The following is an 11,750-nucleotide window of genomic DNA, read 5'->3' on the forward strand; positions in this document are numbered from 1 at the left end:
GGGTGGAGAAGCTGCTGCTGTGCCTGGCTGCGGTGCCGTTCGGTATCGGGTTCCTCGTCAGCGCCGACGCGGCCCAGCCGGAGGACGGCGACGTGGTGCTCACCTTCGCCGACGAGCAGATCGTGGAGTCGAGCGGGCTGGTCGTGCGACAGGGGCTGGTCGTGACGGTCAACGACTCCGGCGACCGCAACCGGATCTTCACGGTCGATCCCACGACCGGCGGCACGGTCGGCATGACCGAGTGGCAGGGCGAGGCCGACGACATCGAGGCCTTGGCACCCGCAGACGAGGGTCACGTCTACGTCGGCGACATCGGCGACAACGCGAACCGGCGCGAACGGATCCAGATCGCGCGGGTGCCGTTCGGGCCGGGTGACTCCGAGGTGGAGGCCCAGACCTTCGACCTGGTCTACCCGGACGGCTCGCACGACGCCGAGACGCTGCTGACGCATCCGCGGTCCGGTCAGGTGTTCGTGGTGGCGAAGGCCTTCATCGGCCGGCTCTACGCGGCCCCCGAGCAGCTCGACGAGGGCCGGGTCAACCGGCTCACCGCCGTCGACGAGGTGCTCGGGATCGCGACGGACGGCGCGTTCTTCCCGGACGGGCGGCACCTCGTGCTGCGCAACTACACCCAAGCCGCGGTCTACACCTGGCCGGCCCTGGACCGGGTCGCCCTGATCGACCTGCCCTCGCAGCCGCAGGGTGAGGGCATCGCCGTCTCCGAGGAGGGGGAGGTGCTGATCAGCAGCGAGGGCCAGGGCACCGACGTGCTGCGCGTGGCGCTGCCGGAGGAGGTGCGGGCACAGGTCGCCTCCGGCGCTCCGCCGGCGAGCTCCGCGGCGCCGTCGGAGGAGTCCTCCACCGCGGCCACGCCCGCCCCGACGGACGCCGGCGAGTCGGCGCCCGTGGAGCGCGACTGGTGGCCGTGGGCGCTCGGCGCGGTCGCCGGTCTGGTGATCGTCGTCATGCTGCTCCGGTCGCTACGTCCGCGCTGACCTCTGCTGCGCTGCCTCCACTGTCGGCGCGACCTGACACGCTCCACGGGTGACCGAGCACCAGTTCACCGCCGACCTCTGGCAGTGGAAGGCGCGCGAGGAGGGGGCCGGAGCCTGGTTCTTCCTGAGCCTGCCCTTCGACGTCGCCGACGCGATCGACGAGACCGCGCCGAGCAAGGGCTTCGGCAGCGTCCGCGTCGAGGTCACCATCGGGGCCACCACGTGGCGCACCAGCGTGTTCCCGAGTGCGGCCGAGAAGACCTTCCTGTTGCCCGTGAAGAAGGCGGTCCGCGCCAAGGAGGGGCTCGTCGAGGGCTCGGGTTGCGTGGTGAGGCTGCGCACGGTGTGACCGATCGCGCCGCCGAGGTCCGGTGCGCTCGCGAGCCGACGCTCTAGGCTGGGCGGAGTCGTTGGGCAGTGACGCCGAAGAGGGATGGAGGAACCTCGATTGGGTGGTCGTCGCCGGGTGCTGCTGGTCGGTCTGGGGACGATCGCGCGCACCCACCGCGAGGCGCTGGCTGCGGACGCGAGCATCGAGATCGTCGGCGGCGTTGACCCGAGTCCCGCACAGCAGGACGTCGTCCCGCTGTTCCGGGACCTGGACCAGGCCTTCGCTGCGGGAGTCGACCCCGACCTGGTGGTCGTGGCGACGCCCACCAGGACACACCTCGACATCGTCTCCGACGTCCTCGATCGTTGCGACGCGCTGATCCTCAGCGAGAAGCCTCTGGCAACCAGTGTTTCCGGGATCAGGCAGCTCGAGCGGTCCCATGGCCGCGACCGCGTCGCCTCGCGAGTACGGGTCGCTCACCACTTCGCCTTCTCCCCCGACGTCGAGTGGGCGAGGGCCGTGGTCCAGCAGAATCCCGGCTGGGGCAAGCCGTCCCACATCCTCTGCGTGTTCAACGATGCCTACTCCGGGCTGTCGGAGGAGCAACGCGCCAGCTACGTCAGCAGCTGGGTGGACTCCGGGCCCAACCAGCTCAGCGTCGCTGCGGCGTTCGCCACCGGCTGGCACGTCGTGGCGCACAGCGAGGAGGGTGACCGCGCGATGACCACGCTCGACCATGACGGCGGCGTCACCGTCCTGGCATCGAACTGGCTGGCCGCAGACACCAGCAAGCAGACGGCGATCCGGTTCGACCACGTCGGCGTCGAGGTTCGAGTGGACCACACGTCGATGACCGCCCTGGTGCTCAGCTCGGGGCGCCCCGTGGAGCATCTGGGCTACACCGGATCCGCGGGCCGGAAGGCCGCGCAATACCTGGGCCTCTACCGCGCTCTTCGGGACGACCCGGCGGATCACCGCCTGAGCGTGGACCTGGCCGCGTCGATCGCCGGCCTGCTGGAAGGCGCTGCACACAGGTCGGCGGAGGTGCTCGGGTCCTGGGCCTCGACCGCCGAGGTGCAGACGGCCTCAGCGCTGTCGCGAGGCTGAGCGCCGGGCCAGCGGCAGACCGGCCGTCGGCCACGCGCCCTCCGAGCCCAGGTTTTAACTCCCCGCCCCAGCAGGAGCGATGGACGATCCGGTGCCGCGGGTGCAGAGTGGAAGGTGACAAGTCCAGCCGGGAAGAAGGCGAGCGGCTGATGTCACTTCCGCGAACGAATGGGGCCTACGCGTTGGGCCCCGACGACGGCGAGGCCCTGTGGTTCAACGGCGCCCTCGGCCTGCTCAGAGCGACGGCAGACCAGACCGAAGGGCGCTTCGCCGCCTTCGAGCTGCGGCCGCGGAAGGGGTTCGCAGCTCCGCTCCATTCCCATCAGAAGGAGGACGAGTTCTTCCTCGTCCTGTCCGGCGAAGTTCGCCTCCAGCACGGCGACGAGGTGGTGGAGGGAGTGCCGGGCTCCTTCCTCTATACGCCGCGCGGCATCGGGCACTCCTTCCACGTTGACTCCGACGACGCGCGAGTGCTTCTCTTCTTCGGTCCCGCCGGAGTCGAGGGGTTCTTCCGCGAGGTGGCGACGCCCGCCCGCTCGTTCAGTCTGCCTCCCTCCGACGAGCCGGTGCCTGACCGGGCCACGCTCGTGGAGATCATGAGCCGCCACGACCAGACGGTGTTGGGACCGCCGCTTCCACCGAAGGACTAGGGCCGTCGGACCTCCCTCCGTCCGCCCGGGATGACGGAGAGCTCAGGCGGCCCAGATCAGCCGACGCGCGAGCGAAGGCCCGTCGTAGACTGATCGTTCTCGGATGCACGTCGGCGCACGAGGACGCCGAGTGCCAGCGACCCGACAACTGTCTGGAGCGACACGACAGAGGCGCGATGGCGACGACGAGATCTGCTGGAGCGGCTCGGGGTGCACTTCCGGCCGAGTTGACCAGCTTCGTGGGGCGGCGCCGCGAGCTGAGCGAGACCCGTCGACTCCTCGCCAGCAGCAGGATGCTGACCCTGACCGGGGTCGGGGGCGTCGGCAAGACCCGCCTCGCGCTGCGGATGGCGGCCGAGGTCCGCCGTACCTTCCCCGACGGAGTCTGGTTCGTCGAGCTGGCCGCCCTCCACGACTCCCAGCTGGTGCCGCACACCGTGGCCAACGCCCTGGAGCTGCGACAGGTCTCGGCCGACCCGGCCAGCGACCTCGCCGCGTACCTCGAGACGCGGCGGCTGCTGGTGGTGCTGGACAACTGCGAGCACCTGACCGAGGCCTGCGCGATCCTGGTCAGCAAGCTGCTGGCGGCCGCTCCCGGTCTCCGCATCCTCGCCACCAGCCGGCATGTCCTCGGGGTCGAGGGGGAGCAGATCATCGCGGTGCCCCCGCTGACCACGCCGACCGAGCACGTCGCTGCCGGCGACGCCGCCCACTACGAGTCGGTGCGGCTCTTCCTGGACCGCGCCGCGGCCGTGGCGCCGGACTTCGAGATCGGTGACGGGAACCGTGAAGCCGTGGTCGAGCTGTGCCGGCGGCTCGACGGGATCCCACTGGCGATCGAGCTCGCCGCGGTCTGGCTGCGCACGCTGTCTCCGGTGCAGATCCTCGAGCGGCTCGACGACCGCTTCCGACTGCTCACCAGCGGCCGCTCGGCGGCACCCGCGCGACACCAGGCGCTGGACGCCGCCGTGGGCTGGAGCCACGAGCTGTGCTCACCGGCCGAGCAGCTGCTGTGGGCGCGTCTCTCGGTGTTCTCGGGTGGCTTCGACCTGGAGGCGGCGGAGCAGGTCTGCAGTGGGGAGGAGATCCCGACCGTCGACGTCTTGAACCTGGTCGCCAGCCTGGTGAACAAGTCGGTCGTGATCCGGATCCAGGCGACCAGCCACACCACCGCGTGGTACCAGATGCTCGAGACGATCCGGCAGTACGGCGCCGAGCGGCTCTCCGAAGACCAGGGCCATGCCCTGCGGGTCAGGCACCGGGACTACTACCGTGGGCTGGCGGAGCGGTACGCAGCCGAGGGCTTCGGTCCGCACCAGGCCGACTGGTACATCCGCCTACGCCGCGAGCACGGGAACCTCCGGGCGGCCCTCGAGTTCGCCCTCGAGGACCCGGCCGACGCGGCGGGGGTCTTCGACATCGCCGCACCCCTGTGGAACTTCTGGTTCGCCGGGTTCCTCCGCGAGGGGTACCGGTATCTGAGCCGCGCCATCGATCTCGCCACGGAGTCGACCCCCAGCCGCGCGCACGGCCTGTGGGCCGCCAGCTACCTGGCCCTGATCGCCGGCGACCTCGACCGGACGGACACGATGCTGGGGGAGGCGTCCGAGCTCGCCGAGCGGTTCGACGACGACCTGCTCCGGGCACGCGTGGCGGAGCTCCGCGGTCACGCGGTTCTCTACCGCGGAGACCTCCCGGCCGCCATCGAGCTGCTCGAGGACGCCCGTGCCCGCTTCCGCGCGCTGCGAGAACCGCTCGGCGAGTTCGACGCCCTGGTCCTCCTGGCCGCAGCCACGTTCTTCCTCCAGGATCCACGCGACGGCGAGTTCAGCCAGCAGGCGCTGGCGCTCACCGAGCAGCACGGCGCGATGTCCTCGAAGGGGTACGCCCTGTGGTGTGTCGGCGTCGCGAGCTGGCGCGCAGCCGAGTACGCCCGAGCCGTCGAGAACCTGCGCGGATGTGTGCGCCTGTTCCAGCCCCTCCACGACCTGACCGGCATCGGCTTCGGCGTCCAGGCGCTGTCCTGGTGCGCCGCCTCCACATCGCCCGACGAGGACGCAGCGCGACTGCTCGGTGCATCGCACGCCGTCTGGCGGACCAGCGGGGCGAAGATCGACGAGACCAGCCCCTACATCCAGATCGACAAGCGCTCGCAGGAAGCGGTGGCCGAGGCCATCGGCGCGGCCGCATTCGAACGTGCGTTCACCGCAGGGGCGTCGTACTCCTTGGACGAGGCGGTGTCGCTCGCACTGGGCGAGTACGAGGGCCGACCGGCCCCGGCGGGCGGTCCCGGGCGGCCCGCCTCCGAGGCGCCCGGCGGGCTGACCAGGCGGCAGCGGGAGGTCGCCGGCCTGCTCGCCGAAGGACTCAGCAACAAGGAGATCGCGACCCGGCTGGTCATCTCCCAGCGCACGGTCGAGACCCATGTCGACCACGTCCTCGGCAAGCTGGGCCTGACCTCCCGCGGCCAGGTCGCGAGCTGGGTCGCCGAGCAGCAGGCTCGTTGACGCCGCGCGCGTACGTACTCGACGGCAGGTACGTAGCGATCCCCGTATCTCTCCCGATGTCCGGGAGGCGGACCGACCCGGAGGGTGATGGCAACGCCGTTCCCCACCACTCGAGGTTCCCCACATGTCCGCCGAACCGATCGCCCCTTCCTCCGCCAGTGGTTCATCCCAGGACGTACTCGAGTGGTGGCGGAACGGCGTCATCTACCAGGTCTACGTCCGCAGCTTCCAGGACTCCGACGGCGACGGCGTCGGCGACCTGGACGGCGTCCGCTCCCGGCTCCCCTACCTGCGCAGCCTCGGTGTGGACGGAGTCTGGCTCAACCCGTTCTACGCCTCCCCCCAGCACGACCACGGGTACGACGTCGCCGACCACCGGGCGGTCCACCCCGAGTACGGCGACCTGGACGCCTTCGACCGGCTGGTGCGGGACGCCCACCGGCTCGACATCAAGGTCATCGTCGACGTCGTTCCCAACCACTGCTCGATCGAGCACCCGTGGTTCGAGGAAGCCGTGGCCGCCGGTCCGGGGAGCCCCGAACGCGGTCGGTTCCACTTCGCCGACGGCCGCGGCGAGTACGGCGAGCTGCCGCCCAACAACTGGCGCTCGATCTTCGGCGGGCCGGCGTGGCGCCGGATCAGCGAGCCCGACGGCTCGCCCGGGCAGTGGTACCTCCACACCTTCGCCCCCGAGCAGGCCGACTTCAACTGGCGTGACCCCGACGTCGCCGATCACTTCGAGGAGGTGCTGCGGTTCTGGCTGGACCGCGGTGTGGACGGGCTGCGCATCGACGTGGCGCACGGCCTCCACAAGCGGGAAGGACTGCCGGACCACCCGTTCGCCATCGACGACGAGCTGACCGGGGATCCCGTCAACCCGTACGCGTGGAACCAGCCCGAGGTCCACGACGTGTGGCGCAGCTGGCGCGCTCTCGCCGAGGGGTACTCCGAGCGGACCGGGCGGCCACGAGCGCTGATCGGCGAGGTCGGACTGCTCGACGCCGCTCAGCTGGCCGACTACCAACGGCCCGACGAGCTCCACCAGTGCTTCTTCTTCGAGTTCCTCCGCGCCCCGTGGGACGCAGAGGAGTTTTCGAAGGTCATCGACCGCGGTCTGGGCACGGTCGCCGCCGCGGGCAGCCCGGTCGCCTGGGTGCTCAACAACCACGACATGCCGAGGTCGGTGACCCGCTACGCCGGCGGAGCACCCGGAGTCGCGCACGGCGACATCGACCTGGGTCTCACCCGTGCCCGCGCGGCCGCCCTGCTCATGCTGGCGCTGCCGGGCTCGGCGTACCTCTACCAAGGCGAGGAGCTCGGGCTTCCGGAGGTCACCGACCTGCCGGACCACGTCCTGACCGACCCGATGTTCCGCCGCACCGACGGTGCCCGGCGGGGACGCGACGGCTGCCGGGTCCCGCTGCCCTGGGCGGCAGGCCAGGACTCCTTCGGCTTCTCCCCACTCGGCACGCCGGTCCCGACCTGGCTGCCTCAGCCCGAGTGGTTCGCCCACCACTCCGTCGACCGGCAGCTCGGGTCCGGCGAGTCGATGCTCCAGCTCTACCGCGAGGCGATCGCCGTACGACGACGGGTTCCCGCTCTGTCCTCGGTCCGGTTCCGCTGGCTGCCGGCGGACTCCGGCGTGGTCGCCTTCACCCGCGGCGACGGCGTCGCATGCGTCGTCAACTGCTCCCCGCGGCCGGTGTGCGCGCCGGTCGGCTCGCAGCTCCTGCTCGGCAGCGACCCCGAGGTCGGGGAGAAGCTGCCCCCGAACACCGCCGGGTGGTTCCTGCTGGAGGTGGCGCGATGAACAGCTACCCGCGGCCGGTCCTGCTCGGCTACATCAGGGCCGACGTCCTGGCCAGCACCGCCGAGATCCGACGGGTGGAGGCCAAGCTCGTGACGTTCGCCGGCCGCGAGGACTTCAGCCTCGGGACCGTCTACGTGGAGCGAGGCACCAGGGCCGGCGTCTTCGACTCGCTGATGGACGAGCTGGCCCACGACGACTCCGCCTGGGGGCTGGTCGTCCCCGACCTGCGCCACCTGACGATCATCGAGCAACTGGTGATGAGGAGACACGACCACGGCGCCCAGACCAAGGTCGTCGTCGCCAGCCACTGCCCGGACCACCGCGGTTGAGCGATCCGCACCCACGCTGGGGAGGGCGAGCCCGGCGCGCGAGGGCAGTCCCCACGACACCGAGTGCGGGCCCGTCGCGTCCCCGGAGGGCGGCATCATGGTCCTATGACGACGAAGGCGGTCGAGGTGAGGGTGACCGGACTGGTCCAGGGCGTCTTCTTCCGGGCACAGTGCGCCGAGACCGCCGCACGGCTGGGCGTCACCGGCTGGGTCAGCAACGAGTACGACGGCTCGGTGCGCGGGCACTTCGAGGGGCAGGCGGATGCAGTGGACGCGTTGGTCGCCTGGTGTCGGCGAGGCAGTCGACGGGCCTCGGTCGACCGGGTCGAGGTGGCTGAGGCGCGACCCGAGGGACATCCGCGTTTCGAGACCCGGTGACCCTGCGCCGGCCGACCCTCGCCCCCCTGACCGGCGAACACCGGGACAGGGTCTGACCGGCCCTCGCGTGGTTACCTGTCGAGCATGCCGCGGCTTCGTCGTACCTCTCCGGACCAGCGAGGCTGGACACGCCGTCGCGCCGGCAAGGGGTTCGTCTTCCTCGACGCGGACGGCTCTCGGCTGCCACCCGCGGACGCCGAGCGCTGCAGGGCGCTGGTCATCCCGCCTGCCTGGCGGGACGTGTGGATCTGCCCCCACCCCAACGGCCACCTGCAGGCGGTGGGCACGGACGAGGCCGGCCGGCGACAGTACCTCTACCATCCGGTGTGGGTCGAGCAGCGGGCCGCGGAGAAGCACGACCGGGTGCTCCGGTTCGGGAGGCGGCTCCCGCAGGTTCGTGAGCGGGTCACCCTCGACCTCGCCGGCGAGGACCTCCACCTCGAGCGGGCCTGCGCACTCGCGGTGCGGCTGCTGGACCTCGGCTACTTCCGCATCGGCAACGACTTCTACGCCGAGGAGTACGGGTCGTTCGGGCTGACCACGCTCGAGCGGCAGCACGTGAAGCGCCAGCGGGGCCGGCTGGTCTTCGAGTTCACCGGGAAGTCGGGCATCGAGCACCGCGTCGAGATCGAGAACCCCGACGTGGTGGAGGTGATCGATCGGATGCGTCGGCGGCGCTCGCCGGACCCGTGCCTCCTGGCGTGCCGCAACGGCCGCGGCTGGCGGCCGCTGACCTCGGCCGACGTCAACGAGTACGTCCGCGACATCAGCGGGATGGACGCCACCGCCAAGGACTTCCGGACCTGGCACGCCACGGTTCTCGCGGCCGCCGCGCTCGCCGAGGCTCCGGGGCCCGAGGCCAGCAAGACAGCCAGGAAGCGCGCGGTCGCGGCGGCGATGCGCGAGGTCGCGGAGTTCCTCGGCAACACCCCCGCGCTGGCGCGATCGGCGTACGTCGACCCGCGGGTCGTCGACGCGTACGACGAGGGCCGGACCATCCGGGCCGCCGTACGACGCGCGTATCCGGACGTCGATGCCCGGCAGCTCGCGCTGGAGCGAGCCACACTCCGGCTGATCCGCGCTTCGTGAGGGGGATCAGCCGCCGCGGAGGGCCTTGCCGATGAAGGCGAGCTGGGCCGGCGCGATCCGCCGCCAGTAGCCACGGTCGTGGTCGCCGCGCGCGAATCCGCCGGCGGGTGCCTCGTCGAAGCTGTCGCGGTAGTCCCGCGTGGCCCGGTAGAACGGGTCGCCCTCACCGCAGTCGATGCGGATCGGGATCCCGGTCAGCCGGTCCTGCCGGCCGAACGGAGTCACCTCCGCGAAGTCTGCCTCGTCGTCGAACGCCCCGGGCGTGGTGTCGCCGTAGTCGCGGAAGAGCGCCGGGCTCATGCAGGTGACGGCCGCGACGCGGTCCGGACCCAGCCCGGAGGCGATGTGGAGGGCGCCGAACCCGCCCATCGACCAGCCCAGCAGGCCGATCCTGGTCGTGTCCAGCCCCGCGCGCTCCAGCAGCGGAAGCAGCTCCTCGGTCACCATCGTCGCCGCGTCCTCGCCACTCTCGCGTGCGTGCCAGTAGCTGTCACCTCCGTCGACGCTGGCGAGCGCGAACGGCGGGGTGCCTCTGCCCACGGCCTCTGCGAGGAACACGTCGAGGGCGAGCCCGTCGCGGCCGAACGCGTCGGCATGGTCGGCTCCCTTGCCATGGAGCACGACCACGACCGGAAGCGCGCGGGCCTCCCCGGGCGGGTAGGCGACCGTCCAGCCGCACGTCCTTCCCTGGCGGGCCTCGGAGACGAAGCTGCCACTCGTGGAGGGTCCCGGGGTCACCCGCGGCACGATGCCGTCGGGTCCGTCCATACCGAGCTGGCGGTAGACCCACGACCGGCCGGGCAGCAGCTCGGTCTCCACCGCGGCCCCCGTCGTCACGAACGCGCCGAAGGCTCCTCCGGCCGACGCCAGGACGCCCCGGCGCGAGACCCGACGCACCATCGTCCTCCGCTCCGTCACGAGATCACCCTAGGGTCCGCCCACCTCCGCGCGTGGCACCCTCGACCCATGGAGATCGAGGTCGTCGAGGGTGACATCACCCAGCAGCAGGTGGACGCCGTGGTCAACGCCGCCAACCGCGCGATGCGGGGCGGAGGAGGAGTCGACGGGGCCATCCACGCCGCCGGGGGGCCGGCGGTGCTCGAGGACTGCATCCGCCGCTTCCCCGAGGGCCTGGCCACCGGGGACGCCGGCTGGACCACGGCCGGCGACCTGCCGGCGCGGTGGGTGATCCACGTCGTCGGCCCCAACTACAACGCGGGCGAACGTGACCGGTCGCTGCTCACCTCCTGCTACCGCCGGGCCCTGGCGGTCGCCGACGAGCTGGGCGCGACGTCGGTCGCCTTCCCGCTGGTCAGCGCGGGCATCTACGGCTGGCCGAAGGACGACGCGGTCGTTGCCGCGGTCGAGACGCTGCGCGAGGCGACCACGCGGGTCGAGGTCGCGCGGATCGTGGCGTTCGGCCGGTCGGCGTACGACCTGGTGCGTGCCCACCTCTGAGTCGCGGGCGCGGAGCTACGGGGGCGGGCCTGGGCTAGAGTGCGGGGCTGATCTCGGCGCCGACCAAGGAACTCTCCGCATGCGACTGGTGGACCTGCCCGAGCCCCTTCCCGCGGGCTCCCGGCTGCTGCACATCGGCCTCCCGAAGACAGGAACCACCGCCCTTCAGGCTGCGCTCCATGCCGCTCGCGACGAGCTCGAGAGCCGGGGCGTGCACAACGTGAGCAAGTCCCGGCACCCCTTGGCGGCCGCCGCGTACGGGGCGGGCCGGACCGACGACAGCGACGACGGCCGACTGAGTCGCCGCTGGACGCAGCTCGCCGGTGACTTCGCGACCTCCCGGGCGCGACAGACCCTGCTGTCCAGCGAGGCGCTCTGCGCGGCGGCGCCGGACCGGATCTCGGCGCTGAAGGAGCAGCTGGGCGAGGACCTCTACGTCGTGGTCACCTTGCGGTCGCTCACCGCGCTGCTCCCGTCGCTGTGGCAGCAGCGAGTCAAGGAGGGCGCGGCTACCTCGTTCGACGACTGGCTGCACGCGGTGCTGAGGTTCGAGGCCGACGGCGGGTTCCGGCTGGGTGGCTACGACCTCGACCGCATCATCGACGACTGGGGTAGCCGCTTCGGGGAGGACCGGTTGGTGTTCTTCATCGGCGATCCGACCGACCGGCTGTTCACCCTGCGCGCCTTCGAGAGCCTGCTCGGCGTCAGCGGTGTCTTGAAGCTCCCGTCCATGGACAACGCAGCCCTGCCGTTCGCCGAGGTGGAGATGCTGCGGGCCTTCAACCTCATCCATGACGGGCAGGACGAGGACGCGGCGAGGTGGGCCGAGGTGGTGCGTGGCGTCGCTCGGCAGATGGGGGAGCGACCGGCTGACGGCGGCCGCGCGGATGCGGCGTGGCAGCGGATCACGGCGCCCCGTTGGCTCGCCGAGGCGGCGAACGAGCACGCCCGGCGCTCGATCGCCGAGCTCGAGGGCTCCGATGCCCTGGTGGTCGGCGACCCGAGGTTCCTCCTGGCCGACCCCCAGCGCCAGCCGGAGGAGGTGGCCGTCCCGGACCAGGTGAGTGTGCAGGCCGCGGCCTGGTTCGCGGATCGG

At 71.6% G+C, this 11,750-nt stretch carries 12 protein-coding genes; 11 read left to right on the forward strand and 1 reads right to left on the reverse strand.

Annotation, left to right across the window (positions count from 1 at the left end; genetic code table 11):
• Positions 1–2 precede the first annotated feature (2 nt).
• The 9 genes from E7Z54_RS14880 (at position 3) to E7Z54_RS14920 (ending at position 9,196) form a co-directional block, all read left to right on the forward strand.
• The gene (locus E7Z54_RS14880) at positions 3–995 is read left to right on the forward strand and encodes a hypothetical protein (protein WP_136434976.1); all 993 of its coding nucleotides are present in this window, start codon (positions 3–5) and stop codon (positions 993–995) included.
• A 49-nt stretch (positions 996–1,044) separates the two neighbouring features.
• The gene (locus E7Z54_RS14885) at positions 1,045–1,344 is read left to right on the forward strand and encodes a DUF1905 domain-containing protein (RefSeq protein WP_136434978.1); all 300 of its coding nucleotides are present in this window, start codon (positions 1,045–1,047) and stop codon (positions 1,342–1,344) included.
• A gap of 99 nt (positions 1,345–1,443) precedes the next feature.
• Positions 1,444–2,433, forward strand: a complete 990-nt coding sequence (locus E7Z54_RS14890; protein WP_168798346.1) for a Gfo/Idh/MocA family protein — start codon at positions 1,444–1,446, stop codon at positions 2,431–2,433.
• A 149-nt stretch (positions 2,434–2,582) separates the two neighbouring features.
• A complete protein-coding gene (locus E7Z54_RS14895) occupies positions 2,583–3,083 on the forward strand; it encodes a cupin domain-containing protein (protein WP_136434982.1) in 501 nt (166 codons plus the stop codon).
• 227 nt (positions 3,084–3,310) lie between these two features.
• Positions 3,311–5,590 (forward strand): ATP-binding protein, encoded by a 2,280-nt coding sequence (locus E7Z54_RS14900; RefSeq protein WP_206056252.1) that lies wholly within the window; start codon positions 3,311–3,313, stop codon positions 5,588–5,590.
• A gap of 124 nt (positions 5,591–5,714) precedes the next feature.
• Complete coding sequence (locus E7Z54_RS14905) at positions 5,715–7,400, forward strand: glycoside hydrolase family 13 protein (protein ID WP_136434985.1); 1,686 nt, start codon at positions 5,715–5,717, stop codon at positions 7,398–7,400.
• Positions 7,397–7,729, forward strand: coding sequence for a hypothetical protein (locus E7Z54_RS14910; protein WP_136434986.1), 333 nt, complete (start codon positions 7,397–7,399; stop codon positions 7,727–7,729). Before E7Z54_RS14905 ends, E7Z54_RS14910 begins: the two co-directional genes overlap by 4 nt.
• 105 nt (positions 7,730–7,834) lie before the next feature.
• Positions 7,835–8,107, forward strand: coding sequence for an acylphosphatase (locus E7Z54_RS14915; protein WP_136434987.1), 273 nt, complete (start codon positions 7,835–7,837; stop codon positions 8,105–8,107).
• 84 nt (positions 8,108–8,191) lie between these two features.
• The gene (locus E7Z54_RS14920; protein WP_136434988.1) at positions 8,192–9,196 is read left to right on the forward strand and encodes a DNA topoisomerase IB; all 1,005 of its coding nucleotides are present in this window, start codon (positions 8,192–8,194) and stop codon (positions 9,194–9,196) included.
• Between the two features lie 6 nt (positions 9,197–9,202).
• Here the strand turns inward: E7Z54_RS14920 and E7Z54_RS14925 are convergent, their stop codons facing one another.
• Positions 9,203–10,114, reverse strand: a complete 912-nt coding sequence (locus E7Z54_RS14925) for an alpha/beta hydrolase (RefSeq protein WP_240769701.1) — start codon at positions 10,112–10,114, stop codon at positions 9,203–9,205.
• A 48-nt stretch (positions 10,115–10,162) separates the two neighbouring features.
• Here E7Z54_RS14925 and E7Z54_RS14930 point away from each other — a divergent pair, with 48 nt between their 5' ends.
• Both E7Z54_RS14930 and E7Z54_RS23345 read left to right on the forward strand, forming a co-directional pair.
• A complete protein-coding gene (locus tag E7Z54_RS14930) occupies positions 10,163–10,654 on the forward strand; it encodes an O-acetyl-ADP-ribose deacetylase (protein WP_136434989.1) in 492 nt (163 codons plus the stop codon).
• 79 nt (positions 10,655–10,733) lie between these two features.
• A partial coding sequence (locus E7Z54_RS23345) for a hypothetical protein (protein WP_168798347.1) occupies positions 10,734–11,750 on the forward strand: 1,017 nt, incomplete at its 3' end.

It is taken from the genome of Nocardioides sp. (assembly GCF_004803405.1).
In the GTDB taxonomy this organism is placed as follows: Bacteria; Actinomycetota; Actinomycetes; order Propionibacteriales; family Nocardioidaceae; genus Nocardioides; species Nocardioides vastitatis.